This is a genomic window from Salmonella sp. 2018103, assembly GCF_026247685.1.
GTDB lineage: Bacteria > Pseudomonadota > Gammaproteobacteria > Enterobacterales > Enterobacteriaceae > Salmonella > Salmonella enterica.
In genome coordinates, this window is record NZ_CP111029.1 from 2372509 (window position 1) to 2399236 (window position 26728).

Annotated in this window: 25 protein-coding genes and 1 pseudogene; 11 read left to right on the forward strand and 15 right to left on the reverse strand. The window is 46.7% G+C overall.

Annotated elements, in window-relative coordinates; genetic code table 11:
• Window positions 1-50: 50 nt before the first annotated feature.
• Complete coding sequence (locus OLG56_RS11485) at window positions 51-3473, reverse strand: DUF4765 family protein (protein ID WP_061377385.1); 3423 nt, start codon at window positions 3471-3473, stop codon at window positions 51-53.
• Between the two features lie 429 nt (window positions 3474-3902).
• Between OLG56_RS11485 and OLG56_RS11490 the strand changes: the two are divergent.
• Together OLG56_RS11490 and ttcA are read left to right on the forward strand one after the other, a co-directional pair.
• Window positions 3903-4109: pseudogene (locus OLG56_RS11490) on the forward strand (tyrosine-type recombinase/integrase); the annotation flags it as partial.
• A 51-nt stretch (window positions 4110-4160) separates the two neighbouring features.
• Complete coding sequence (ttcA, locus tag OLG56_RS11495; RefSeq protein WP_061377386.1) at window positions 4161-5096, forward strand: tRNA 2-thiocytidine(32) synthetase TtcA; 936 nt, start codon at window positions 4161-4163, stop codon at window positions 5094-5096.
• 42 nt (window positions 5097-5138) lie between these two features.
• Here ttcA and dbpA read toward each other — a convergent pair whose 3' ends face one another.
• From dbpA to smrA, 5 genes are all read right to left on the reverse strand, one after another.
• The gene (dbpA, locus tag OLG56_RS11500) at window positions 5139-6512 is read right to left on the reverse strand and encodes an ATP-dependent RNA helicase DbpA (RefSeq protein WP_061377387.1); all 1374 of its coding nucleotides are present in this window, start codon (window positions 6510-6512) and stop codon (window positions 5139-5141) included.
• A 28-nt stretch (window positions 6513-6540) separates the two neighbouring features.
• Entirely contained in the window at window positions 6541-6723 is a 183-nt protein-coding gene (gene ynaL / locus OLG56_RS22325) for a proline-rich small protein YnaL (protein WP_015405931.1), read from the reverse strand.
• A 275-nt stretch (window positions 6724-6998) separates the two neighbouring features.
• Window positions 6999-7982 (reverse strand): zinc transporter ZntB, encoded by a 984-nt coding sequence (gene zntB / locus OLG56_RS11510; protein ID WP_000387373.1) that lies wholly within the window; start codon window positions 7980-7982, stop codon window positions 6999-7001.
• A 145-nt stretch (window positions 7983-8127) separates the two neighbouring features.
• Complete coding sequence (locus OLG56_RS11515; protein ID WP_079915294.1) at window positions 8128-9282, reverse strand: methyl-accepting chemotaxis protein; 1155 nt, start codon at window positions 9280-9282, stop codon at window positions 8128-8130.
• A 410-nt stretch (window positions 9283-9692) separates the two neighbouring features.
• Window positions 9693-10256, reverse strand: a complete 564-nt coding sequence (smrA, locus tag OLG56_RS11520; RefSeq protein ID WP_001046799.1) for a DNA endonuclease SmrA — start codon at window positions 10254-10256, stop codon at window positions 9693-9695.
• Between the two features lie 257 nt (window positions 10257-10513).
• Between smrA and ogt the strand changes: the two genes are divergently transcribed.
• From ogt to uspE, 3 genes are all read left to right on the forward strand, one after another.
• A complete protein-coding gene (gene ogt / locus OLG56_RS11525; RefSeq protein WP_000945034.1) occupies window positions 10514-11029 on the forward strand; it encodes a methylated-DNA--[protein]-cysteine S-methyltransferase in 516 nt (171 codons plus the stop codon).
• A 195-nt stretch (window positions 11030-11224) separates the two neighbouring features.
• Window positions 11225-11977 carry a fumarate/nitrate reduction transcriptional regulator Fnr gene (gene fnr, locus OLG56_RS11530; RefSeq protein ID WP_000611914.1) on the forward strand — a complete coding sequence of 251 codons (753 nt, stop codon included), beginning with the start codon at window positions 11225-11227 and terminating at the stop codon, window positions 11975-11977.
• A gap of 150 nt (window positions 11978-12127) precedes the next feature.
• Window positions 12128-13075: a universal stress protein UspE gene (gene uspE, locus OLG56_RS11535; protein ID WP_001262138.1), complete on the forward strand. Its 948-nt coding sequence runs from the start codon at window positions 12128-12130 to the stop codon at window positions 13073-13075.
• Window positions 13076-13129: 54 nt separating this feature from the next.
• Here the strand turns inward: uspE and OLG56_RS11540 are convergent, their stop codons facing one another.
• Window positions 13130-13384, reverse strand: a complete 255-nt coding sequence (locus OLG56_RS11540) for a DUF2534 family protein (protein WP_000605645.1) — start codon at window positions 13382-13384, stop codon at window positions 13130-13132.
• A gap of 238 nt (window positions 13385-13622) precedes the next feature.
• Between OLG56_RS11540 and OLG56_RS11545 the strand changes: the two genes are divergently transcribed.
• The gene (locus OLG56_RS11545; protein WP_000493665.1) at window positions 13623-14654 is read left to right on the forward strand and encodes a mechanosensitive ion channel family protein; all 1032 of its coding nucleotides are present in this window, start codon (window positions 13623-13625) and stop codon (window positions 14652-14654) included.
• A gap of 81 nt (window positions 14655-14735) precedes the next feature.
• Here the strand turns inward: OLG56_RS11545 and OLG56_RS11550 are convergent, their stop codons facing one another.
• Window positions 14736-15338: a helix-turn-helix domain-containing protein gene (locus OLG56_RS11550; RefSeq protein WP_000163368.1), complete on the reverse strand. Its 603-nt coding sequence runs from the start codon at window positions 15336-15338 to the stop codon at window positions 14736-14738.
• 43 nt (window positions 15339-15381) lie between these two features.
• Here OLG56_RS11550 and OLG56_RS11555 point away from each other — a divergent pair, with 43 nt between their 5' ends.
• Together OLG56_RS11555 and OLG56_RS11560 are read left to right on the forward strand one after the other, a co-directional pair.
• Window positions 15382-16068, forward strand: a complete 687-nt coding sequence (locus OLG56_RS11555) for a B3/B4 domain-containing protein (RefSeq protein WP_000097247.1) — start codon at window positions 15382-15384, stop codon at window positions 16066-16068.
• A gap of 27 nt (window positions 16069-16095) precedes the next feature.
• Window positions 16096-16434, forward strand: coding sequence for an antibiotic biosynthesis monooxygenase family protein (locus OLG56_RS11560; protein WP_000051812.1), 339 nt, complete (start codon window positions 16096-16098; stop codon window positions 16432-16434).
• Between the two features lie 104 nt (window positions 16435-16538).
• On the opposite strand, the gene OLG56_RS11565 is transcribed toward OLG56_RS11560, so the two are convergent.
• From OLG56_RS11565 to zirU, 4 genes are all read right to left on the reverse strand, one after another.
• Entirely contained in the window at window positions 16539-17096 is a 558-nt protein-coding gene (locus OLG56_RS11565; protein WP_001062618.1) for a redoxin family protein, read from the reverse strand.
• 95 nt (window positions 17097-17191) lie between these two features.
• A complete protein-coding gene (locus OLG56_RS11570; protein ID WP_061377390.1) occupies window positions 17192-18016 on the reverse strand; it encodes a ZirS family two-partner secretion-like system exoprotein in 825 nt (274 codons plus the stop codon).
• Between the two features lie 26 nt (window positions 18017-18042).
• Complete coding sequence (gene zirT, locus OLG56_RS11575; RefSeq protein ID WP_061377391.1) at window positions 18043-20025, reverse strand: two-partner secretion translocator ZirT; 1983 nt, start codon at window positions 20023-20025, stop codon at window positions 18043-18045.
• Between the two features lie 74 nt (window positions 20026-20099).
• On the reverse strand, window positions 20100-20945 hold the full coding sequence (zirU, locus tag OLG56_RS11580; RefSeq protein ID WP_061377392.1) for a two-partner-like secretion system exoprotein ZirU: 846 nt from the start codon (window positions 20943-20945) through the stop codon (window positions 20100-20102).
• A 291-nt stretch (window positions 20946-21236) separates the two neighbouring features.
• Between zirU and OLG56_RS11585 the strand changes: the two genes are divergently transcribed.
• Together OLG56_RS11585 and OLG56_RS11590 are read left to right on the forward strand one after the other, a co-directional pair.
• A complete protein-coding gene (locus OLG56_RS11585; RefSeq protein ID WP_077905743.1) occupies window positions 21237-22094 on the forward strand; it encodes a GyrI-like domain-containing protein in 858 nt (285 codons plus the stop codon).
• A 389-nt stretch (window positions 22095-22483) separates the two neighbouring features.
• Window positions 22484-23593, forward strand: a complete 1110-nt coding sequence (locus OLG56_RS11590) for a hypothetical protein (RefSeq protein WP_000275489.1) — start codon at window positions 22484-22486, stop codon at window positions 23591-23593.
• A gap of 213 nt (window positions 23594-23806) precedes the next feature.
• Here OLG56_RS11590 and OLG56_RS11595 read toward each other — a convergent pair whose 3' ends face one another.
• Together OLG56_RS11595 and OLG56_RS11600 are read right to left on the reverse strand one after the other, a co-directional pair.
• On the reverse strand, window positions 23807-24043 hold the full coding sequence (locus OLG56_RS11595; RefSeq protein WP_001168016.1) for a YgdI/YgdR family lipoprotein: 237 nt from the start codon (window positions 24041-24043) through the stop codon (window positions 23807-23809).
• A 128-nt stretch (window positions 24044-24171) separates the two neighbouring features.
• Window positions 24172-24762 (reverse strand): TetR/AcrR family transcriptional regulator, encoded by a 591-nt coding sequence (locus OLG56_RS11600; protein ID WP_000208477.1) that lies wholly within the window; start codon window positions 24760-24762, stop codon window positions 24172-24174.
• Window positions 24763-24839: 77 nt separating this feature from the next.
• Here OLG56_RS11600 and bdcA point away from each other — a divergent pair, with 77 nt between their 5' ends.
• Window positions 24840-25553 carry an SDR family oxidoreductase gene (gene bdcA / locus OLG56_RS11605; RefSeq protein WP_000979084.1) on the forward strand — a complete coding sequence of 238 codons (714 nt, stop codon included), beginning with the start codon at window positions 24840-24842 and terminating at the stop codon, window positions 25551-25553.
• Between the two features lie 90 nt (window positions 25554-25643).
• Here bdcA and OLG56_RS11610 read toward each other — a convergent pair whose 3' ends face one another.
• Complete coding sequence (locus OLG56_RS11610) at window positions 25644-26513, reverse strand: aldo/keto reductase (protein WP_000456775.1); 870 nt, start codon at window positions 26511-26513, stop codon at window positions 25644-25646.
• Between the last annotated feature and the right edge of the window lie 215 nt (window positions 26514-26728).

Below are 26728 nucleotides of genomic sequence, written 5' to 3' on the forward strand. Positions count from 1 at the left end.
ATCTTTCATACACGAGAGATAAAAACAATAAACTTGTTCAGGATTTATGATTACTTAGAAGCGTTTGCCTGCCCCGTATTTTCTGCTTTACCATATGTCCTGTCAATTATACCAACAGGGTCCACTGGTGTTTTTTTTGGCATAACCCAGCCGCTTTCACTGACGCTACCTCGTGTAAGATATTTGACTTTTGCCCTAACGATAATAAGATAATGCTCCCTGCTGAACCTGTCTGCAACACTAAGATCCGTGGTATATTCAGGTACGATTCTTCCACTTCGAACCTGCTCTTTGGCTATTTCAGCAGAGACAGGCAATACCTCTGCATCGCCCCCCTCAATACCACCTGCCGTTTTAAAACTAACAATATTTTCAGCCTGCGGACCTATTGTACCTCGGCATAATACAACTTCGGTCTCCCCTGCTGCAGCATCCCCACTCTGGTATTTCTTATAAATACCTTGTACATTTTCTTCTGATGTAGGGTATAAATCTTCTGACAGGGAGGCCAGTATGTCTTCCAGTAGGGGGGAATCATCCGTAATATCCAGAAGTTCTTCATCATAACCCGCGTCTCCTTCTCTTAACTCTGAATAAGGCTTATCAATATGGCGAATAAGCCCCCCACCTTTCAGCCCAGACGCCTGATAAAATCTTCCATCAGAAGATCGGTAAAATGTCATGGCTGAATCTTTTCCGCTATCCGAATAGGTTGCCCGATACGTTTCTGAACCGGGTTCTTTAGTTAAAACGAGCTCTCTGTCGCCATATTTTATCGTATTAGGCGCTTCCGATGACAGCGGTGGATATGAAGCTTGTTTCCTGTAAAAGCCTTCTCCTGACGGTTTGTAATAACCATACGTTTGTTTATCAAAACCTGTAGCGCGATAGAGCCCATCGTTTCCCGCTGGACCTAACTCAAGAACTTTCTGACTACTCTTTTGATAAATAAAATCTGTATTTTCTATTGACTCTATAGTTTTATAATTACTCCCCTTTTGAATCGGCGCCCGTACTACACCTCTTTGTATTTTATCTTCAACAAATCGGAGGCCCGTATACTTTGCATTTGCCGCTCTTTCTGTGAACTTCGCTCCAGCAACAGGAACAGCCTCCATACCGATACGTACAATATCCTGTACGTAACCGCATACATCCGCAGAGTTTTCCACAACAGCCCGGTTAAGAATACTGCTGGTACCAGCCAGAGCGTTAAAACCAGGGACAAGACCCATTACAATATTCCAGACCGTTCCTAAGAGGTGAAGTCCTGCCCTTGCAGCCGGACTTAATGAGGAAGTTGTGCGATGATGTATAGTATCATCAAGATCAAAACTCAGCTCAATTAATCCTCCCAACCCCTCCTGAATAATCTTATTAAATGCATAAACGAATTCTTGCCCGCCATTCATGGAGGAAAGCTTCTCCTTGAACGATTCGAGAGCCTGAGCCTGTCTCTCATGTTGTTCTTCTAATGTCAGCCAGCTGCTTTGCGCAATATCACTGATCTCGTGAATAAGCCCAACAACGGCCTCTCGCACCATTTTGTTGGTGTCCATTAGTCCTAAAATGTCACACTCCTGCATATGTTCCTTCATATGAGTCTCTGCTCGATAATATTTCTCCGCCCAGTTTAGCTGCTTATTGATCGCGGCTTTCATTAACGAAATTAAAGGATCGTTGCTTTTGGGAAGTATTGATTTAACACCGTTAGAAAATTTATTATTAACCACAATTTTTCTTGCTATTGCGTTTATTTTTTTATCGTTAATTGGCCCCGTTATCTTTGCACACCAAAAAATAATATGGCGCATAATAATAAAATTATTTTTTATGCCTTCAGGGCTAAGCAATACTCTATCACCACCATTGCTGGATAAATGGTGTATCACTAATTGAACTAGCTTATAAAGATGACTCATCCTTTTTTTATTAAAAGCGCTTTTTCCTCTTTCTTGTCTATCGAAAGATACTATTTCTAACGCTGTAATAATAGCTTCCTTACCATAGAAAACCTCAAAGCTTGAACCAGAAATGTCAGGAAACTTTTCATACAGGACTTTCGTATAATGGCTTTCCATTGTCCATAAAGGCCTGTCTATCATGGGTGGTGCAGACTCAGTGCTGAAATGCAAAGGATGAACCAGCATATCACGCGCTATTAGCTCATATATTTTATATTGGTGTTGGATGTTTTCTCTTACAAAAGATAAAAAAGAAACGAAACTTCCCTCACCGAGAATAATGAGTTTATCACTTAAATGAACTAAAAGACCTTTAAACATATATTCAGCAGCAATAGCTCTTCCATCATGCGTCCACTGCCCAGTTTGAGAAAATGCAAGTAATTCATGATAGCCTCTTTTATAACTATTTGCCTCTTGTTCTTTTCCAAGTAGTTTGAGTACTGCGACAAGGTGTCCTCCTGCAACAGATGTATAGTGATCAAATAGACCATCTAACACCTTACCCAGCGGATGAGGCTCCGTATTTGGGGCAGGATGATCCTCCGGGAGAGCCCTTTCATATCTTTGTAATTCTTTAACGGGTAAAAAATCATTCTCACCTTCTGAATTACCATTTTTTATCCTATAATCACCAGATGTTACTGCTAATCTTGATGATAATAACAAACTAGTTACTGCAATATTTTTAATACTCCTGTCCATTTTATGAATGATTACTGGCTGAAAATGATTGCCGCTATGAGAAGATAAGAAAATTTCCCTTTGAATTTCCTTTCCCTCAAATATAATTTGCTCAGTACTTTTAGGTGGAACAGTTACGCTATCCACATTAAATAGCTCATGTTCACCACTCATCGTTACCTGAGAAAAACACGACGATGCATGTGCAATTGCAGCGGAATCAATCTCTTTATAAATAACATTGGCGTAAACGTTTGTAACTTCACCGTTTGCATTTAAATGATCGTGCAAAATATGTTTTAGAAATAGATCTAACAACAATTTTTCTGATGTAATTCCATTTAGACAGTTGTGAAAGTCAGGGGGAATTGGATAGCCGTACTTATCAAATGGAAGCGATAAATATCCTCGTCCCCCATCAATATTTTCGTAACTGTAATTTAGAGATATTTTTACCTCGCATTTATTGGTGTCTACATCGTCATTGATACTGCGCTCTACTTTATAATTAACCAGCCTACGGAAGGTTGCGCTATTTGAATAATAAAAATCCAATGTTGATTGGATTTCTTCACATACAATTTCATGTGTTGGCTCAAAGAAGAAGTCATAAATATTTAAGCTGTTCTTTCCTTCATCTTTGGCCATCTCATCCAGCTTAATATATTCTTTTGGTAAATTAGACACTTGCTCATGAAAGGTATCGTCCTGATAAAGACCATCCAACATTGAAAGGTACGGTATGGTATCCCAACTTTTGATAGCTTGTATCTGTACCGTCTGCTGTGATTCTCTGGTTGATATATCACTTACTGTTATACGCATTACGTTCTCCAGCCAGAATTATGGTATACATCATAAGGTGTAGATATCAGGTAGCAATTCTCATCGCAAATAATTTGTCTGAACTGTACATATGATACAGGCTATTTTTAATTCAATACGACCACCAGAATAAACAAGAAAATTTTAAATAGTATACGGTAAACTGATCTTACCCAACGATAATTAAACACTCTGCACTATCTTATTAGATAATAAAATACTGATACGTTATTTTATATCACCAATAAAAGAGCAAAAAGGGTGTGCCGAATATCATTTTACACCTGTCCCGGTTCACCCCACGGAACCACTTGAAACGTACCATCATCAGGACGCAGCAGCGCCTGAATTTCAGTTGAGCCCGTCACTTCTTAACGGACCTGGCTGCATGATGTATACAGTTGACAATATCCGAAGGTACTATCTCTATTAAAACGTGCTGGCATTCGTCGCCGTAATCCGTACCATACGCGACATACTTTTGCCTGCTGGCTGTTGACGGCAGGAGCGAACCCGGCATTTATAGCCGGCCAAATGGGGCATGAAACTGCGCAGATGGTGTATGAAATTTACGGTATGTGGATTGATGACATGAACGACGAACAGGTAGCGATGTTGAATGCGCGGTTATCGTAGTTGCAAAGTTTGCCCCCAATTTGCCCCATTTAGTACCAGAGAACTGAAATAATGCAAGAAATTCAAAAGAATACAAAGAAAGAGCAATACAACCTCAACAAGTTGCAAAAGCGCCTGCGCCGTAACGTTGGCGAAGCGATTGCCGATTTTAATATGATTGAAGAAGGCGATCGCATTATGGTTTGCCTTTCTGGCGGCAAAGATAGCTATACGATGCTGGAAATTTTACGTAATTTGCAGCAAAGCGCCCCGATCAATTTTTCACTGGTCGCCGTCAACCTCGATCAAAAGCAGCCAGGTTTCCCGGAACATATCCTGCCAGCCTACCTTGAGCAGCTGGGCGTAGAATATAAAATCGTCGAAGAAAACACCTACGGCATTGTGAAGGAGAAGATTCCGGAAGGAAAAACCACCTGCTCGCTGTGCTCGCGTTTGCGTCGGGGTATCCTGTATCGTACGGCGACTGAACTGGGCGCGACTAAAATCGCCCTGGGCCACCATCGCGACGATATTCTGCAAACCCTGTTTCTGAATATGTTCTATGGCGGAAAAATGAAAGGGATGCCGCCGAAGCTGATGAGCGATGACGGCAAACATATCGTGATCCGCCCGCTGGCTTACTGCCGCGAGAAAGATATTATCCGTTTTGCTGAGGCCAAATCCTTTCCTATCATTCCTTGTAATCTGTGCGGTTCGCAACCCAACCTGCAACGCCAGGTGATTGCCGACATGCTACGCGACTGGGATAAACGCTATCCTGGACGGATCGAGACGATGTTTAGCGCCATGCAGAATGTCGTGCCGTCTCACCTTTGTGACACTAACCTGTTCGATTTCAAAGGGATCACTCACGGTTCCGAGGTCGTCGACGGCGGCGATTTAGCGTTCGATCGTGAAGAGATTCCATTGCAGCCCGCTGGCTGGCAGCCGGAAGAAGATGACACCTCCTTAGAGGCGTTGCGGCTTGATGTTATCGAAGTGAAATAATCTGCAGGCGTCTCAGCACCCGCTGAGACGCCATGCTATCGATCATTTTAATAGCCGTACCCGGCATGACTTGCCTTTGATCTTCCCGTTTTGCAACTGCTTCCAGGCTTTTTGCGCTACTGCTTGACGTACGGCGACGTAAACGTGCATGGGATGCACGTTAATTTTGCCAATATCCGCCCCGTCTAATCCAATATCGCCGGTCAGCGCGCCCAAAATATCTCCCGGACGCATTTTCGCTTTTTTGCCGCCGTCAATGCATAGGGTAGCCATCTCTGCGGCCAGAGGGAGTAACGGCTGCCGGGCGGGCGCATTCAGCCAGTTCAGCTTGAGTTGCAGCATTTCTGAAAGAATATTCGCCCGCTGCGCCTCTTCCGGCGCGCAGAAACTGATCGTCAGGCCGCTACTTCCCGCGCGCGCCGTACGGCCAATACGGTGGACATGCACCTCTGGATCCCAGGCCAGTTCATAGTTAACCACCAGTTCGAGCGATTTAATGTCTAATCCTCGCGCGGCAACGTCGGTGGCAACCAGAATGCGCGCGCTACCATTTGCAAAACGCACCAACGTCTGGTCGCGGTCGCGTTGTTCCAGATCGCCGTGGAGCGCCAACGCGCTTTGTCCTACCGCATTAAGCGCATTACAAACAGCCTGACAATCTTTTTTGGTATTGCAAAACACCACGCAGGACGCTGGCTGATACTGGCTAAGCAACGTTTGTAGCAGCGAAATTTTTTCATGCGCAGACGTTTCGAAGAACTGTTGTTCGATAGCCGGTAGCGCATCTAGCGTATCGATTTCAATACGTATTGGCTGCTGCTGTACACGACCGCTAATCGCCGCAATGGCCTCAGGCCAGGTTGCTGAAAACAATAACGTCTGGCGCGTCGCAGGCGCAAAGTGGATCACCTCATCAATGGCGTCACTGAATCCCATGTCCAGCATTCGGTCTGCTTCATCCATTACCAGAATGTGCAGCGCATCCAGCGATACGGTTTCTTTTTGTAAATGATCCAGCAGGCGCCCCGGCGTCGCGACAATGATATGCGGAGCGTGCTGAAGCGAGTCGCGCTGTGCGCCAAAGGGTTGCCCGCCACACAAGGTCAGAATTTTGGTATTTGGCAGAAAACGGGCCAGGCGACGTAACTCTCCGGCAACCTGATCCGCCAGCTCCCGCGTCGGACACAGCACTAACGCCTGTGTCTGGAACAGCGTGACATCAATTCGATGCAAGAGCCCAAGACCAAACGCCGCCGTTTTGCCGCTACCGGTCCTGGCCTGCACACGCACATCATTTCCCGCCAGAATGACGGGTAATGCTGCGGCCTGAACAGGCGTCATCTCAAGATAGCCCAGCTCAGTAAGGTTATTGAGCTGGGCGGCGGGCAAAACATTCAGGGTTGAAAAAGCGGTCACAATTTACTCTCGCGGTAACGACTCATAGTCAGCAGGCGCGTATCCTCGCAGATCCGCGCGTTTGATGCGACATTTTAATCGGTTCTTCGTCCGGCGGCGGGTCGGGCATCGGCTGAGGACGGGGAAGCGGCTCAGGAATGGGAACAGGGTCAGTGGGAATCGGGTCCGACAAGGACGAGTGTAGATATAATAAGGTCAAAAGACAGCTCATATTACCCTCCAGAATGTCATTCAGACTCTTAAAGGGTAGACGCAGATATTCTACAGGCAAAAAAAAGCCGACTAATCTAAGTCGGCGTCGTACGAATCAATTGTGCTATGCAGTAATTCAAAAAAGGAAGTAAGACAATATGGAGCGCAACGCCCATCGCTTGACGTTGCATTCACCTGCGAGAGAGATATTGCCCCGAATAGGTAGATGGTTTATTGACTTCGCTCAAATTTCTCGGCGTTTTTTCATACGAAATGGTCTGAAAAGCGCTTTTGTTACAACCATTTACTGCGATGCAACCATAAAGTAACACCACCGATCAGGACAACTAACAGAATACAAAACAGAGAAAAGCCGAACCGCCATCCGCCGCCAGGAATACCGCCCAGGTTAACGCCAAATAACCCTGTTAAAAAGGTGCTGGGCAGAAAAACCATCGCCATAAGCGACATGGTATAAGTTCTGCGCGCCAGAGACTCCTGCATCACCTGGGCAATTTCATCCGCCATGATGCCAGTACGCGCGATACAAGCGTCAATTTCATCCAACCCCCTTCCCAGCCTGTCGGCGATATCCTGCATTCTGCGCCGGTGATCGTCGCTCATCCACGGCAGCCGTTCACTCGCAAGCCGGGCATAGACGTCGCGCTGCGGCGCCATATAGCGACGCATAACAATTAGCTGTTTACGTAGCAATGCGAGGAAACCGCGCGGTGGGATTTGCTGGTCGAGAAGATTATCTTCCAGATCGATAATTTTATCGTGTAGCTCTTCAATAAATTCACTGGCGTGATCGGTTAACGCATCGCACACATCCACTAACCAGCCGCCGCAATCTACGGGCCCGGTGCCCTCCTGCAAATCACTGACCACATCGTCCAGCGCCAGAACCTTTCGCTGACGGGTAGACACAATGAATCGCTCGTCCATATATAAACGCATTGCCACTAATTGATCCGGGCGTTCGTCAGTACTGCCATTAATACAGCGCAGCGTAATGAGCGTCCCTTCCCCCATACGACTTACGCGCGGGCGCGAGCTTTCACCAGCCAGCGCATCACGCACGTTATTGGGGAGTAAAGGCGTTGAAGCCAACCAGCGGGCGCTGTCCGGGTGGGTATAATTAAGATGTAGCCAACAGGGATGCTGACTATCGATCACATCATTATCTTCGAGCGGTTTTACTCCACCACGACCATCCAGTAGCCATGCGAAAACGGCATCCGGCACGTTCACATCCGATCCCTTAATGGCTTCCACAGCGCCTCCACGTTACAACTCTGATGCCGTTAGTCTAGCTTTCGGGAAAGGTTAAGCAATCTCTCATTTTCTCATTGCGCAAAAAGAATGACGGGAACCTGCGAAAAAAGCGCCTTAGCAACAGGCGCTTACCAAACATGTATTATCAGGCCTGGCCGCGCCTGGTGATGGTCGAAAGAGGTGATACATGAGAGCGCGACAGCGCATGTTCACTGTAACCCGGCTGGCTTAAACGAAATTTGTCGGTTTTAGTCTGTAACTCGATCACCTGCGCCTTTAAAACATCCGAAGAAGCAGATAGCGCTTCAACCATTAAGACATTGCTATGAGTTGCGCTTTCCAGATCGCTCAACGCCAGGGTTATCTGGTTAATGCCCTTTTCCTGCTCCCGCGTGGTGGTGGAAATTTCATTCATCAGCACGTTTAATTGCCCGGAGCCGCCAACAATCTCCTGCATATTTTTTTCAGCCTCCTGCACTATGGCGGCCCCCTGCCGCACATTGTCATGCGTAACGTCGATCAGCGCCTTGATACTTTTTGCCGCCTCGGCGCTACGATGCGCCAGATTACGCACTTCCCCGGCCACCACGGAGAAACCTTTTCCATGATCGCCCGCCCGCGCAGCCTCTACCGCCGCATTAAGCGCCAGAATATTAGTCTGGAATGCGATACCGTCAATCAATGAAATAATCTCCGTCATCTGCGAGGCACAGTCGGTAATAGAACGCATATTTTCTGTAACCCGCCCCATTAATTCGCCGCCTTTACGGGCGCATTGGGTTGCACAATCCGCCTGTATGCTCGCCATTCGGGTATTATCCGCATTGTTTTTGGTACTCGCCGCCATTTCATCCATACTGGCGGCAGTTTGAATTAACGAGGCCGACTGCTGTTCCGTCTTTACGGATAGCGACATACTGCGCGCCGCCAGTTGTTCGGAAAGGGTCATTGCCGTTTGCGAAGAGGATCTGATTTCACGTACCAGCGCGGAAATATTCTCCGACAGGCTATTAATCCCGGGGATGAGTCGTCCGGCGCAATTATTGCCAAATTCGGAGATATGAATAGACAAGTTTCCTGCTGCGACCTCTTCAATACTTTTCTTCACGGTATTAATCGGCACTACCAGATAGCAGGTCATATACCACCAAAGCAGTAATGCCGAGATCAGATAAATGATATTACACGTAATTAAAATAGGGAGATCGTGCAGAAAAGCTATTTGTAAAGTATCCACCAAAAGAAACGTACATACCATAAATAGAATAATGCATGTCCTGACGCTGATATTTCTCAACATTTTTGACGGCCTACAACCAGGATAGGAGACAGGTTTTATTTTTATAGCATTTCAGATATCTATTGCCATTCGTTTCTTTGACATTCTCCATATTCAATACCAGACCATCGCCATTTCCCTTAGTGCAACAGATAAAATTACCTATATTCGCTATGCCAGGATATTCATCCATCCATATTGACAAGTGATGTACTTATCACCATTTTCTGCTTAATAGTTAAGTCGAAAGCCAGTATATTTTAATAGACGCTTAAATAAGCGAATGACTGTTTCTGCGTGTTATTACCGCGGACAGCGTTATCGCCCGTTCTCTTGCAGAATCCTTAGCGTTTGGATGAGGCGTTATATCAGGCATAAAATCGGGTTCGCGCGAGCTTGCGCTGGCGGTCCTGCCCGCCAGCGGCAACGATTTACCGACTACGCTTCGCATGGCGCTCCCAGTTATCCTGTTTAGCCTGCACCGTTTTACGTAACGCGACATAACATGCCCCGCCGCCGCCATGGTGCGGCAGCGCCGAACAATAAGCCTGTACATCCTCAAACTCTGTCAACCAGCGGGCCACATAGCTTCGGACGATATTGGCATGCGACTTCGCCTCTCGCCCTTTACCATGAATGATCAGGACATTACGCAACCCCTCCTTTTGCGCCTCCAGGATAAAACGAAACAGCATCTTTCGGCACGTTTCGACCGGCTGGCGTAACAAATTGAGGCTGGCCTGCTGAGGATATTTCCCACTGCGTAACTTGTCGATGACACCCTGCTGCAATCCTTCCCGACGAAACTCCAGCGGTTCATTCAGCGGCAGAATATCCAGAAAGCCCGTCGTCAGGAAATTATCAAGCTGAAGCGTGTCGATACGCTGGGGCGTTTTAAGATTACGCGTTGGCTGCCAGTGTACATCAGTATGGCGTTTCAGCGGCTGGACATCCTCCATGGCGTCAAGAAACAGCGCTTTATCGTCAAGGTTCATGGTTCATCCTCCAGCGTTTTTGCGACTGCCGTTATCATAACCGTGCCCTGTTATACCGACAACGGTTTACAGTTATTTCCAATAACAGCGACAATGTCAGGCAATTAACCGCCTCGCCCGGCTCCCTTTTTCTCCGCCAACGATATTACTGTCGCTAAATGTGTTATCCCTGACTATCTTTTAAGGAGTATGGTTGCGGGTATTCCTGGCATGATATCTTGTCTCTTACGTTAGATTAAGACGATGTGAGAGAACGGATGCTGAGATTACTTGAAGAGAAGATAGCCACGCCATTAGGACCGTTATGGGTGGTTTGCGATGAGCAGTTTCGACTGCGGGCCATTGAGTGGGAACAGTACCGCGATCGTATGGAGCAACTGCTAAATATCCACTACCGTCACGAAGGCTATGAACGCCTTTCTGCGACTAACCCCGGTGGACTCAGCGATAAGCTTGCAGATTATTTTGCAGGCAATCTCGCCGTAATTGATACCCTGGAAACCGCAACGGGGGGCACACCTTTTCAACGGGAAGTATGGCAGGCGTTGCGCGCTATCCCCTGCGGGCAGGTGATGCACTATGGTCAACTGGCGGCGCAACTGGGACGACCGGGCGCCGCACGCGCAGTCGGTGCTGCGAATGGCGCTAACCCCATCAGTATTGTTGTTCCCTGCCATCGCGTCATCGGGCGTAACGGCACTCTGACCGGATACGCCGGTGGCGTGCAGCGAAAAGAGTGGCTATTACGCCATGAAGGCTATCTTTTATTATGAATATACAGGCAAAAAGTGCCTTATCGGTCACACTTTTATGTAAAGCAACAACAAATAAATTACGTATTTTCAAATAGATAAAAGTATTCATCAAACTTATACTTGAATTATTCCTTCTCCGGGATAGCTCAGACTTACGCGCTCACCAAAAAGATGTTAAAATTGACAAATATCAATTACGGCTTGAGCAGACCTATGATCCCGGAAAAGCGAATTATACGGCGCATTCAGTCTGGCGGTTGTGCTATCCATTGCCAGGATTGCAGTATCAGCCAGCTTTGCATCCCGTTCACACTTAACGAGCATGAGCTTGATCAGCTTGATAATATCATCGAGCGCAAAAAGCCCATTCAGAAAGGGCAAACTCTGTTTAAAGCAGGTGATGAATTGAAATCGCTCTATGCTATCCGCTCCGGAACGATTAAGAGCTACACCATTACCGAGCAAGGCGATGAGCAGATTACTGGATTCCATTTAGCAGGCGACCTGGTGGGTTTTGACGCCATTGGCAGCGGTCATCATCCGAGCTTTGCACAAGCGCTGGAAACCTCAATGGTATGTGAAATACCCTTTGAGACACTGGATGACCTGTCCGGCAAAATGCCTAACCTGCGTCAGCAAATGATGCGTCTGATGAGCGGTGAAATTAAAGGCGATCAGGATATGATCCTGTTATTGTCGAAGAAGAACGCCGAAGAACGTCTGGCTGCGTTTATTTACAACCTGTCCCGCCGCTTTGCGCAGCGTGGTTTTTCACCGCGTGAATTCCGCCTGACGATGACCCGCGGCGATATCGGCAACTATCTTGGCTTAACGGTCGAAACCATTAGCCGTCTGCTGGGGCGTTTCCAGAAAAGCGGTATGCTGGCGGTGAAAGGTAAGTATATTACTATTGAAAACAGCGATGCGCTGGCGGCCCTCGCCGGTCATACCCGCAACGTCGCTTAAACGTCAGCTAAACCATTGATGTTATCTTCTGCCATATCGTTAAATTTTTCTCATTTATTGATCTGGCAGAAGCGCTTCCTCTGTTTCATTCACCATATTTGAGTTACTCTTTAGTTACAAACTGCGATGACAGTTGTAAGGAGACCCTGTATGGCTATGTATCAAAATATGCTGGTGGTCATCGATCCCAATCAGGACGACCAACCCGCATTACGGCGAGCAGTTTATTTGCATCAACGGATTGGCGGCAAAATTAAAGCTTTCCTGCCTATTTACGATTTCTCGTATGAGATGACGACCCTGCTTTCTCCTGACGAACGCACCGCAATGCGTCAGGGCGTAATAAGTCAACGCACAGCCTGGATACGTGAGCAGGCGAAATATTATCTTGAAGCCGGTGTCCCCATTGAAATTAAAGTGGTCTGGCACAATCGTCCCTTTGAGGCCATCATCCAGGAGGTTATCGCCGGCAGTCACGATCTGGTGTTGAAAATGGCGCATCAGCACGATCGACTGGAAGCGGTCATTTTTACCCCTACCGACTGGCATTTGCTGCGTAAATGCCCAAGCCCCGTGTGGATGGTCAAAGATCAGCCGTGGCCAGAGGGCGGCAAAGCCCTGGTCGCCGTGAACCTGGCAAGCGAAGAGCCCTATCACAATGCTCTCAACGAAAAGCTGGTAAAAGAGACCTTACAATTGGCGGAGCAGGTTAATCATACCGAAGTACACCTGGTCGGCGCCTACCCCGTTACGCCAATCAATATTGCCATTGAGCTGCCGGAATTTGATCCCAGCGTGTATAACGACGCCATCAGAGGCCAGCATTTACTGGCGATGAAAGCGCTGCGCCAGAAATTCAGCATCGATGAAAAAGTTACGCATGTAGAAAAAGGTTTGCCGGAAGAAGTTATCCCGGATCTTGCCGAACATCTCCAGGCGGGGATCGTTGTGCTTGGCACCGTTGGACGTACCGGACTCTCAGCCGCGTTTCTGGGGAACACGGCCGAACAGGTCATTGACCATCTGCGCTGCGACCTGTTAGTCATTAAGCCTGATGAGTATCAAACACCGGTTGAACTGGACGACGAGGACGATTAATCCCTCTTCCGTCCTGCCGGATGGCGCTGCCATCCGGCCAATACCTCATTCCTGTTACTCATCTCCGCCGAGGAAATAGATCCCCAAAGGAATCGCCAGCAGAATAGTGAACACCAGACTGTAAACGAAAATCATTGCCGACTGAATGGCATACATAGAGCTTGTCCACTCGGACAGTGGAATATGATACTGCTCAATCACACCGCCGATAGTCGCGCGCGTTACCACCGATGCCGCAACGATAAACACTGCCAGCAGGCATAACAGAAATTTTTTCCCCTTCGCCGATTTCAGCTTCATCATGATCATAGTATTGTCCTTTACAGATGACTTTGTTACCTGATAGCAACAATACCATGACAATCACGCGATGTCTGCTCCATAAAACGTGACATTGTATTTACATAAAAAGTAAACCGCTGAGATTAAAGCTGATAGCACTATTTCTTCTTTTTACTTATCGATGATCTACGCGTTTATCCTGGGTAAAATACCTGTTAATCAGGTCATTCTGAGCTGTTATCGTAGGAAGGAGCGGAAAACAATAATGTTCACTGAATTTTTTCTCAAAAACGCATTTAATCTGGCGATACTTTTCAGTTGCGGCATGGCGTTGCTGGTAGTGAGATTTTGGCTCAGTCGTAACGTACAGTGGAAGAAAGGATTCACGTTCCATGCGGCACAGTTTTTTATTTACGCGATTATTATTGGGACCATCGGGAGCATCCTGAATAATGCTATTGAAGATTATAATTTGCGTTTTATCTCTTCCGGGGTCATTGATTTTATCTGCACCTCGCTCATTGCGCTTATTCTGACGATAAAACTTTTCCTGATTATTAACCAATTTGAAAAAGCACAGGTCAATAAAGGTAGAGATGTCACCAGTACCCGTATTCTGGCACGGGTCATAAAAATAACCATTATTGTCGCGATTGTCTTACTGTATGGCGAACATTTTGGCATGAGTCTGTCCGGTCTGCTGACCTTTGGCGGTATCGGCGGTATCGCTGTTGGTATGGCGGGCAAAGATGTCCTGAGCAATTTTTTCTCCGGTATTATGCTCTATTTCGATCGCCCCTTCAGTATCGGAGACTGGATTCGTTCTCCTGACAGAAATATCGAAGGTACGGTCGCCGAAATCGGCTGGCGAATTACGCGAATTAACACATTCGACCACCGCCCGTTGTACGTGCCTAATTCCGTCTTTTCATCCATTAGCGTTGAGAATCCGGGACGGATGACCAACCGTCGAATAAAAACGGTTATTGGATTACGTTACGAAGATGCCGACAAAATTGGCCTCATTGTTGACGCTATCAGAAACATGTTGCAGGCGCACAGAGATATCGATCAGAAACAGACGCTGTTGGTCTATTTTAATGAATTCGCCGACTCTTCGCTGAATATTATGGTGTATTGCTTTACCAAAACAACAGTATGGCAGGAATGGCTTGCCGTACAGCAGGATGTTTACCTGAAAATTATTGCGATTGTCCAGGAAAACGGCGCTGACTTCGCCTTCCCAAGCCAGACGCTCTATATCGATGACCCGGAGGCCGCGCCTGCGACAAAATAAAAGATAGCCGGTGCCCGATAAGTGTTATCGGGCACCGAGGCTTCCCTGTCCGGATGGCGGGTTGTTAGCGCCTTACGGTGATCAACGGCTCTTTTCATTCACCGTCATGGTAAATTCAAGCACCTCATTAGTGTCATTAACGTAGGCATGAGGCATGTCGGTTCTGGCTACAGCGGAGCAGCCCTCCCGAATAATAAAGCGTCTACCGTTGACTGTTAATGTCAGTGTTCCCTGATTAACAAACAGTAATTCACAGGTGTCTGCCGGATGCCCTGCCGATTCAAACTGTTCACCAGGATGCATTATCCATTGCCAGAGTTCCAGCATATCTGGCCCGCTGGTTCCCGCCATCAGTTTTGCGCTGCCGCCTTTCTCGCCGCGCCACAACACCGGAATAGCATCCCGGTCGATAAGATGGACCATCGGCTCGCTGGCGACGTTGACAAAATCCGCCACGGACACTCCCATTGCCGCCGCGATCTTACATAACAGCGCAATGCTTGGATTGGCTTTACAGCCTTCAATTTCCACCAGCATTCCTTTACTGACGCCGGAACGCCGCGCAAGCTCATCCAGTGACATCTTTTTTTGGCTACGAAATTGTTTGATACGTTGGGAAACAGCTTCATTTATCGTGCTGACGTCGGCGCCCGCCGTGGTCGATAAGTTGACTTTTTTGGTCATTGGTCGATATCATAGAAGAAAATAGTCATTACAGGATTATGCGATGTCTTCTATGTTACCGTCAATCAGCCCGGAACTGGCCCGTATCGCTCCCGGCTTTCGTGCATTAAGTATTAATGTTATTGCCGCTCCGATTCGCGATGCGCAGGTCGGAGAAATCGCGTTAAAAGAGGCCTGTCAGGCCGTAATCAACGGACAACCGGCGTGGGCACAGGCGCATATAGACGCCTGGAATGCGGTGTTTAAAGCATTCGGCGCAAAACCAAAGCGCACCCCCTGCTCGGCTGAAGCGCTACGAAAACGCGTGTTGAAGGATGGAACAATGGCGGCGCTGGACCCGGTCGTTGATCTTTATAACGCCGTGAGCCTGCGCTATGCCGTACCGGTAGGCGGCGAAAATAGCGCGGCTTATTGTGGATCGCCGCGGCTGGTTTTCGCAGACGGAAGTGAAACATTTGATACCCTGAAAGAAGGACAACCCGTCACCGAGTCGCCAGAACCGGGCGAAGTTATCTGGCGCGATGACAGAGGCGTCACCTGTCGGCGCTGGAACTGGCGTCAGGGAGTACGTACCCGACTAAGCGCTTCAGATAAAGCGATGTGGTTTATCCTTGAAAGCTTGCCGGAAATGCCGGTTGATGAATTGTACGCGGCAGGAAACATGCTGACTGACGGCCTTGAAAAAATGATGCCAGGTTTACGTTTTGAATCCACGTTGATGGGTGTTTGATTGATATTGCGTAACAGGAGAAATACCATGTCGCTGTTTCTGACAAGTTTTATTTTCGAAAAAAAAGAGTACGACGAAGAGTTTTATCAACTGGATGGCTGGATTGAGCGCTATACGCAGTCTATTGATGGCTATATTGGGATGGAAAGCTATACCGATGCCGCCAGCGGAAGAATGGTTAATAATTATTACTGGCAGACCCGCGAATCAATGGAGCTATTGATAAATAATTTACAGCACCAGCAGGCCAAATCACAAAGTCATAAGTGGCTTTCCGGTTACCAGACGATTATTGCAGAAATTCAGGGGTGCCATAACGTTAACCTGCCCCATCCGCTGGCATCATTTTCAGTTCCTTATGCGTGATGCAATAGTATATGTATTAAATGTGGGGGCACACAAGAGAATGCCTGCGCCCCTGCATTGCCGGTTATTCGGTTCTCTGTGCAGGGGCGTGCTGATATAAGTGATTAGTAAACAGGAAGATGAGTGATATCTCGTGGTACACTAACACGCGTAACCACATTGTTTTCATCGCACTCTATCAACGCTCTGGCAAAAATACTGAGCTCATTAATTTTCAGCCCGGAATTATCCAAAAACTGGCGGCAAGCGTAGTCAGAAAAAAAGGTTATGCCGGGATGAATATCATGTTCCCGAATAAAACGGGCCTGAGCAAATGGCGTATCCATACTCAGCACATATACCGCCCGGTTTGAGTGGCTACCCGCTGATTTAAGGCGGTCACTATAGTCTTTTACCTGCCATTCACAAACCGGCGTATCCAGTGACGGGACGACAATAATCCGCTTTTTTATCCCCGGGATACAGTAACCCGGTAATAAATTATGGCTCACCAGCCCCTTTGTGCAGGGTAATGGTTTGCCTTCAGCCAGTATACCGGGTTTGAGGGTCAGCTGCGTTTTGCCAAAGGTGACAGCGTGTTCCTGACCCAATGAGATATAATCTTGTGTTGTTGCTGGTGTCATAAAAAGTTCTCCTTTTAACGTTTGTATTATTTTAGCCATAATAATTATTTAGCAATCTACTAAAGAACCAAGTCAGCATCCATAATAAGAGCAGTGAAATAAAAGCCAACCCATTATTCATTGCTGTTTTTACTCTACTTTTTTATTGTCCCGGAGATAGTAAATTTATCTTTAATCAATTCCCCAAAATATTTATATGTCAATTTCAACTCTCCATTTGAACCTCCATTATAAGTTACCGTCTGAAGATACTCTCCGGGATTACCCCCGGCTTTGATATCGCATCGACTATTCCAACTTCCTGTTGAAAAATGCCCACACTGGAGATTGAGATTAGATATGGGGTTATTATTTATATCTTTAACAATAATTTTCACAACAGCACTCTCTCCTGGCATCAGTAAAGATTTATCTGCACTAATGACAGATAAATCTTTACTCAATTTAACTATACGTTTTGTTTCAATAGAATGGAGTTCAGAAACCATCGGCACAGGCGTATATCCTGATGCTGAGACCATATCTGTTTCGTTATAATGCTCAATTCTTATCTTCGAACCTACATTATCCTCGCTGATAACAATTTCATATTTACACGGCTTTTCACGTAGAAGCTCATGCTGTGAGTCATCTTTCTCAACGCGATAATACGTACATACTGTGGTAGCCGTTTCATTAGCTTGATATTTTTCAGAATCAAGATCACTGACTCTCCCAACCATTCTTGCTTTTAAAAGCATGCCTGGTATAGGTATATATGATTCAAAATATCCATAATCCCCATTCAATTCCAACCCATAATCACTCAACGGCGAACTAGGCCTGTGCCCAACGCTCGGCGCCGTAGGAGGAGAAAACATCCCGACGGTTGCCGCGGACGTTGTCGACGAATCCGCCAAGACGCTTATCGGCGCAGCCGCCAGAAGCAGGCTATAGATAATAAGATTATGTTTCGACATACGCACTGTTGATCCTTTTTAAAACATTAATTCGCATCAGATGCTGCGGTAGAACTCTTAGCATTTTCTTTATCAGAAATAATTCTGACGCGAATATATTTATTCTGTAGCGATTCCCCGTTAAGGCTATAAGGGATAAGCCAGGTGGCTTTTGTCGCCCCCGGTACGGATTGCCAGGATTTCATTTCATCCGAGATTTCCCACTGATAATTAAACGCATCAGTACAGTCCGTGTTATTTATACAAAGCGTTCTGGCTCGCATTTCCGTTCCGACGACTGGCGCGGTAACGCTTCCGTTGGCTTCTTCAGTACCCGGCGTAAAAAGCACCTCCACAGAAGTGACCTTCTGCGCAATACTGTCTGACTGCGCTTGTAGTAGTACGGTACCCTTCACCGGATGTTTATCGTCTGGTCCGCTTGCTTCAATATGTAATTTGAGCGAGCGGGCATCGTCACCGATATGGGTCACCAGAACCCGTTCAACCCAATGGCCGTCACGCTCTGTACCACCGAGCGCTTTAAATGCCAGACCCGGCATATCTGATTGATACTTAATATGACGTGGTTTGAGCGATGCCCACTCCTCTTCAGAACGCTCGCGCACGTAGTGCCACTCAATAACCTTCCCCTCTTCTCCGGCAGGAAGCGGCGTACTGATAACAAAGTTGCCGTCCTCAACCTGAACATCGTCATTGATAACATTTATCCAGGAACGGAAACTGGTCTCATCCTGTGTCACCCTTACCGGGATACGCTCGGAGGTCACACGAGTACCCCGGCTGTCAGTCACCGTTAAATAAAGGCTATACTCCTGACCGTCGGTCGCCGTCAGCGGAAGTTGTGGAAGGATAAGGCCGCTGCCCAGACTCCCCTGAAGCTGGAGCCCGGCGAGAAGCTCCGCATCACCCGACCACTCAACCTTCTCAATCGGGTAACGGCTATCTACCGTCGCCATTAATGTCACCAGCGTCCCGGACAGGCCTGACACTGGCATTGCCGTAATGCGGATTTTACTGGCCTGCTCCCGATACGCCATGACGATATCGTAATTACGATCGACAAAGGCACGCCGATTAGTCGTATTTGACGGCGCCCCAACGTTGCGGTAATCAAGCTGTTCATGTAACGGCGTACCGAAGGAATAGTTGACTCTCAGACCGCCCTCAGCCTGCGATCCGCCGTTACCGGCGTCCCGATATCCTGCTCTGACCTCAAGCAAGGGGACAGGATTCCAGACCAGAGCCGCACCTGCGGCGCGGGGATTCCGGCTTAATGTACCGTTACCCAATAGATCAACTTTATCCCCGTAATACTGTTCATATGTCAGCTCGCCACTGAACCAGGGAAAATCGGGAAGCGTGCCTTTTGTTCGCAGATCAAAGCCATATGCCGGACGCTCATCATGTAATTCATGAACTGCTGACGTTTTCCAGCCGGTGAGAGGGAAATAATAGTTGCCGGAAAAGGCCAGACTGTCTTTATAAACTTCCCCGCCAATGCCGCCACGTAAGTGGGAATAACGGATGTCGGCATCCAGAAATGTATTGACGCCGAGCAGCCATCCATTGACCTCCTGGCGATAACCCACACCAACGTTAACATAGGTGCGGCCATCGAAACTGCTGCTGTCGTGGTCGCGAAAGCCAAGCTGGCCAAAGAGTAAAGACGATGTCGTTTCCTCGACGGGAATAAACATATCGAACTCTGATGAGCGATATTTCGCGCCGTCTTCAAGATTGACGCCACCACGGAAAATAATCTCCGGAAAAGCGCTCTTCATCCCCTCGTTCACCAAATGATTAGCGGCTTGCCCTGGTAATGCCTTTATTTTTTCTTTGGCATAATCCTCCAGCGTCCCCTCCTGCAGATGCGGAGAAATAGACGATGCCGTCCCCGCAATCCACGACTGAATTTCATTATCGCTATCAGCAATGACCGGGAGTGAAATTTGACTGGTAACAATGGCCCAGGTTATATATTTAGTAATGGGTTTTTTAGAAAAAACCACTTTATTGTCTCCTGCTATATCCCCCTGCCTGGCAGAGGGAGTATTTAAATAAGAGGTTTATTTAGCGATAACCATCAGCGACGGATAGCGCGTTTATTCTCCGGCGTGGTTTTCGTCGTTTTAGGCGTAACGTGGACACGGAACAGTTTATTCTGCTCAGTTCCCTTAATAATATATTTATGCTTTTCAGCGTTGGTATTATTCAGATCGGTGAACTTATTTGGTGTCCCGGCATCCGCTATCTGCCAGGTAAAGTTATAATTACTGACCTCACACTCAGCCGCCGCTGTGGCGGCACATTCCAGTACCGCTTCAAGGGTGCCGCCCACCACTGGAGTGTTGGCGTCATTGGTACCGTTGAGTTCATCAGTCGGTTTACCACTTTCATTCACCACATTGATAGTGACAGAACGTAGCTTATTAGAAATCGTACCGTCTGCGGCGGAGTCGCCGCCCACGCCAGAAGATGAAGAAGTTAATAAGACAGTGGCAGGCAAGAATGCACTATCCGGCGTCCCCGTTGCCGTCTTAATCCGGTAAACGATTTTAATTTTTTTACCGCCTGCATCAGCAGGAATGGTAAAAGCCGTCCCGGTTGCCGCCGGGGTTCCAGAAGGATCGGCAGCCTCATTATCCACCAGGTACCATTTAATATCGTCGGCATTATTCATTTTATCCAGCGATAAGGGATCCCCATCCTCATCCCTAATAAAAACATCCGCTATCTGGAGGGTTGAACCGGTCGTCAGTTCCCCAGACACTTCTATCTTTTTTGCATTAGTAGTTGCCACAGGACGGTGACCAACAGAAGCAGGTGTAGCAGAAGAAGCCATATCATTGGCTCTGGTATTCGCCACCGCCTCTACTGAGACCACGGATGCACAAATCGCTAACGCTAATAAAGATTTTTTGAAGTACAAAACAATTCCCTTTTATTAAATCATTAGAAATAATTACGAGATTTATAATCTCACGAGCTAAAAATTCAGGGTTATTCAATCATTTTAACCCCCTGTGAAATTATGCCCTTCGCCATGCTAATTACTTAGCTTTACTGGCAAAAACCGATCTCCAAGTGTAAAGTTTATTCAAAAACGTCAAGCAATTTAAATATTTCTTGTTTTGCCAGAAAAGCTAACAATCCCACTAGTTTAATAACTCAGTATGTCAAATACCTTAAATGTTTATATTTTCGGCTTCAATAAAGAGGAATGATGATGAAAAAAGCCATAATAATCTCAGTATTAGAGCAAATAGAAAAAAATCTTGAAGAGAGGATTGATATTGAAAAGCTGGTTGTTATAACAGGTTATTCGCGAAGGAGTTTGCAGGATTTTTTTAAAGAAAAGTGTGGAGTCTCTATCGGAAAATATATCAGACAACGCAAGTTGAGCAGAAGCGCCACTCTGCTAAAGCTGACCTCTCAGTCGGTCACAGATATCGCGTTCAGAATGGGGTTTGATTCAGTGCAGTCCTATAGTCGAGAGTTCAAAAAAACATTTGGTGTCAATCCCAATAACTATCGCAAGGCTGATTTCTGGGATCTCAGAAACCTACGGCCTCCCTACTGGCTTGACTGTGATGAGCATTATCAGTTCGAAATTTGTCAGCTTACGTCAAAAGAAATTTTCGGATTTCAAACATCTCATCAGATCGCAACAAATGACCTTCCTAAAAAAGCGTCGCCTATAAAATGGAAAATCATTCATGAGACGCGCAGAACGTGGGGCGAAAATGTGTATTGTCTCTCGTCTTTTAAGCCGGATAATACCAATGACCAGGTCATCGCCGTAAGCAGTTTTTTTGGTATGGAACATAATTCCGTCGATGGAGGCAAAATACCCATGTCGAGGGTAATAAAATGTGGTAAATATGCAAAATTCCATTTCGTTGGTCATAAGGAAAAATATCAACAATTTTCCAATACAATATATATGTGTATATTGCCAAAACTGAATCTTATCAGGAGAGAAGGAGAAGATATTGAATACTTCCATTTGGCATCCGTCCAAAAGCAACAGAATAATGAATCCATTGTCGATCTTTATTATTATATCCCTGTACTGTAATGACTTCGTACCATCCACGTATTTCATCTGAAAAGCCTTCTCTTTTCAGAGCGGTAATAAAACTCTCAGTATTGATTCTGATAAAATAAGTGACTATTAAATAAGTTAACATTTTGAAAGGATTGAGAAAATAACTTGTTGTCACGCAACACCGGAGCCAGGTTTCTGACAGTACTGTACGGTGTAGTGATCAGGTAATATTGGCTACAGTTTACGGTAAAAGCAAAGTCCATACTTTAACTATTAATGGGAGTATGCTGGCCGGGCGGCCTGCGGGGCCTTCATACTCCCACATCTATAATGTTGGTATGATTACATTCTCTCTATACTTTCCTGTGCTAACCTTTTATCTCGTTGAGATAACGTTTAATTAAAATGTTCTCTTTTTGATGTACATTATAAGAGGAGACATTATTCATATTTTCGAAATCAGGGCAGACGATATGTATACAACCATCAGAAACTCAGCGCTAGCAATGGTAGCTTGTTTTTCGTATATCGCACATGCCAGTACCCACCCTCCTCTTATTATCACCAGGGGAGCCGGAGGAGACGCCTCCGGAGCCACAGTCATTCATGATAATTGGCGGCATGGCACTCCTGACCTGGTCAATCTTACCGATATCCCCATAGATAAAATCAGACCAGAAAAATACAGTTGCGTACTGATTATTGGGCAAGGAGCTATAAAAGAAATGCTTCTTGCGAACAATGCCTCAGCAATACTTTCCGGAAAAACTGTTGGTCTGTATACTCATCTGATCGATCAGAACACGCTCAGATTACTTCGGCAATTGCAGAACAAAGTGAGATTCAATCTCTTTTTTACCCGTTCACAGATAACTCTACTAAAACTAAGGAACATTTCAGAATATAATTTTTTGAGTTCTAAAATAAATAATGTCTGGGGACAAGACTCACTAGCAATTGAAACGGTGGCACCTGACAGGGGTAATATACCGGAAAAAGCCCTTCCCCTCAAAACAACAGATTATGTGATCTGGCTGGGTGGAAACTATACTACCTCCTTTGGTACGCAGCGTATCTTCACAAACGATCAGATTGTTGTAGCCCTGAAACCACTACATAATGTTATTTCATCAAACGCATCGATTGCTATTATGCTTTCACCACGTTTTTTTGATAATAGCATGAGTAAAGAAGCAAAAGTTAAACGACTGAAGGCAGTGCTTAACACCTTTTCGCGAAACAGGGTCACATTTTATATGAGTAAGGAGATGCTTGCTAATCTGAAAGAATTTGATTTGCCTGTTCAACTATCCCCTTCTTACGCGGAGCTGATGCGAATGCCCTGGGCCAGCGCTACCCAGCATTTTGCTTCTGTGGATCAATATAACCTGTTTGCTGATCTCATACCTAAAGTCACGCCGTTTCTTCTTGAACCGAATGATGCCGATCAAGCTCTCTATGCGACGGATTATCTTAATACCCGGCGTGTAAGTCTGACCCAAAATATTCTTAACCACGGTTGTGACTAAATAAAACGCGCAGAATCCGGGATAGTTAACAATCCAAAACAGACCGTTAGCCATGAGTACTGTTTACCTTCAATATACAGGGAACAACCAAATAACTGACGACACAAATCAAGCTGAGACCCGGAATTCGGCTATACAGGCACTCTATTCAATTCAGGCCCAGAAACTGTCCGGTACCCATACAGGACACGGCCTCCCAACTGCTTTAGCGCATTACCAGTCCAGTTTCGATGCGCCTTCTGTCGTCTGCACTATTTCACTGGTTTTAATGACGCGATGATAACCATAAGCATCAGCGTATTTCGTCATTCCGGTTGCGGTGTCAACCTCCGGCTTACCCTGCGTTTCAATAATCTCTCCCGTCCGGGTCGTCATGGTATAGGTCGTTGTACATCCGGCTAGCATCAACACTGATAAGCTAAGTACCGTAATAAGACTACATTTTTGTATTTCTTGTTTCCCTGACACCTCTATTTTTGATGTACTTTACCGAATACCGCAACAGCAAGATGGATGATTAGGGCTATTGCTCCATGTTTGCCCATATCTGATTGACTCAGGTTTTTTGATGCGCTGCGTTAATCCGGCAGTAATCGCTCCAGCACATCTCCAGCCAGAAGTACGCTCTCCTGAAGACGCTCCAGGCTATACCCCGCTCGCGCCTTGGCGGAAAGTCCCGCCATTAACGTCCCCATAAAGTCCGTCGTCCGGTCAGCCTCTTGCGGATACCGCATGGCGACATAAGTGCGAATCAGGTTTTCAGCAGCGATGTAAAACTCGCAGGCGGCCTCTCGTGCCGGTTTATCGTTACAATGAGCGCCCTCCAGAACCAGACATCCGGTGGCATCAGGATCGGCAACGTAACGTCTTGCCGCTTCCATCAGCACATCAATAAGGCACTTCGCGGTCGGGCGATCGTGACGCAGAAGCGCCCCGAGCGGAATCGCGTCGGTCATCCTGTAACGCTTTAATACGCGGGTATACAGCCCCAGCTTGCTGCCAAACGCCGCATAGAAACTGGGAGGATTGATCCCGAACGCTTTTGTCAGATCCGCTACGCTCACCGCGTCGTAGCCGCGCGAATGAAATAAGTGTTGAGCGGTTTCAATGGCTTGCTCCGGATCGAACTGGCGAGGACGACCCGGCGTTCGACTATGTTTTGTAGTCATTACTACATAACTCCTTGACGGCATGATTTCATTACGCATATTGTAGTGGCTACTACAATATCATAAAGGACATCCTGATGATGCTATTTCGCAACAAATCTGTACTGGTTTTAGGGGGAAGTCGTGGTATCGGCGCGGCTATTGTACGACGCTTTAGCGCTGACGGCGCATCGGTCGTTTTCAGCTACGCCGGATCGCGCGAAGCCGCCGAAAAACTGGCAGCGGAAACCGGAAGCACCGCCATCCAGACGGATAGCGCCGATCGGGATGCCGTCATCAGCCTCGTGCGTGAGTACGGACCACTGGATATTCTGGTCGTCAATGCGGGCGTGGCTCTCTTCGGCGATGCGCTGGAACAAGATAGCGATGCGATAGATCGTTTGTTCCGTATTAATATCCATGCGCCTTACCATGCGTCAGTCGAAGCAGCCCGCAACATGCCGGAAGGTGGACGCATTATTATTATCGGTTCCGTGAATGGCGATCGGATGCCCGTACCGGGAATGGCCGCGTACGCCGCCAGTAAATCAGCCCTGCAAGGGCTGGCGCGCGGCCTGGCTCGTGATTTTGGCCCCCGCGGGATTACGATAAATGTGGTGCAGCCAGGCCCCATTGATACCGACATCAATCCGGAAGATGGCCCCATGAAAGAGCTGATGCACAGTTTCATGGCGATCAAACGACACGGAAGACCTGAAGAAGTGGCTGGAATGGTGGCATGGCTTGCCGGCCCGGAAGCCTCTTTCGTCACCGGCGCGATGCACACCATCGATGGTGCCTTCGGCGCCTGACGGCCAGGCGAATATCACACGGTTGCCGTCTACGCTCCGGCAACCGTGTTAGAAGCTGTTCATGCGAGAAAACATCTGCAAGCGCCGGGATCAATCGTGGATTTTAACGCCAAGACAACCGCGAACAAATTCAGGATTAAAATGCTTCACCGCTTCGCCAACGTAGCCTAAATCAAGAGCGTTGATTTGAGCCATTTCGTTATCCGTTAGTGAGAAATCCCAGATGGCAAAGTTCTCTTCAATACGTTCCTGTCGAGTGGATTTAGGAATAACCGTGACGCCACGCTGCACGTTCCAACGCAGGACAACTTGCGCGATGGTTTTTTGATGGGCATCGGCAATCCTTTGAAGCATGACATTTTCATACGGTTTATGTCTCCCGCCGCCTAACGGCGCCCACGCTTCAGGCTGAACGTTATAATGCTTCATGGTTTCCAGCGCGGCGGGTTGTGCAAAGTATGGATGCAATTCGACCTGGTTTACCATTGGCGTAATTCTGACGGTTTCACAGAAGTTGGCTAACACATGCGCATAGAAGTTGGACACGCCAATGGCTTTTAGTTTACCGGCTTCATAAGCGTCTTCCAGCGCGCGCCACGCACTAAAATAATCGCCCATTGCCTGATGCAATAAATAGAGATCAAAATAATCTAACCCGGATTTTTTCAGCGACGCTTCAATACCTGCTTTGGCCAGATCGTAGTTAGCCATATCTTGCACCCACAGTTTAGAAGTAATAAATAACTCCTCACGGGTACACAGGCCTGTCGCGATGGCTTCACGAACAGCGTCACCAACGGCATCTTCATTGCCGTATACCGCAGCGGTATCGATAAGACGATAACCACTGCGAATAGCGCTTAACACTGACTGCTGACATTCTTCTTTGTCGGTTACCTTAAAAACGCCAAAACCCACCATAGGCATTTTAAGGTTGTTACTTAATATTGAATATTCCACGCTAAAGCACCCTTTCGTTGTAAAGACGCCATGATAAGAGCAAAAGACAGGTACAATGAGTATTGTTAAATCCGATTATTTTTATACAAAAAGTTCATTAATAACAGTTGTACAGATTTTTTATTGCATCCAAACGTTCAGTGCTTGCTATATCCTCGCCGTGTAGCACCTGTTTGATAATGCCTTTTACTTATGCGTCAAAACCAGTACCGTCA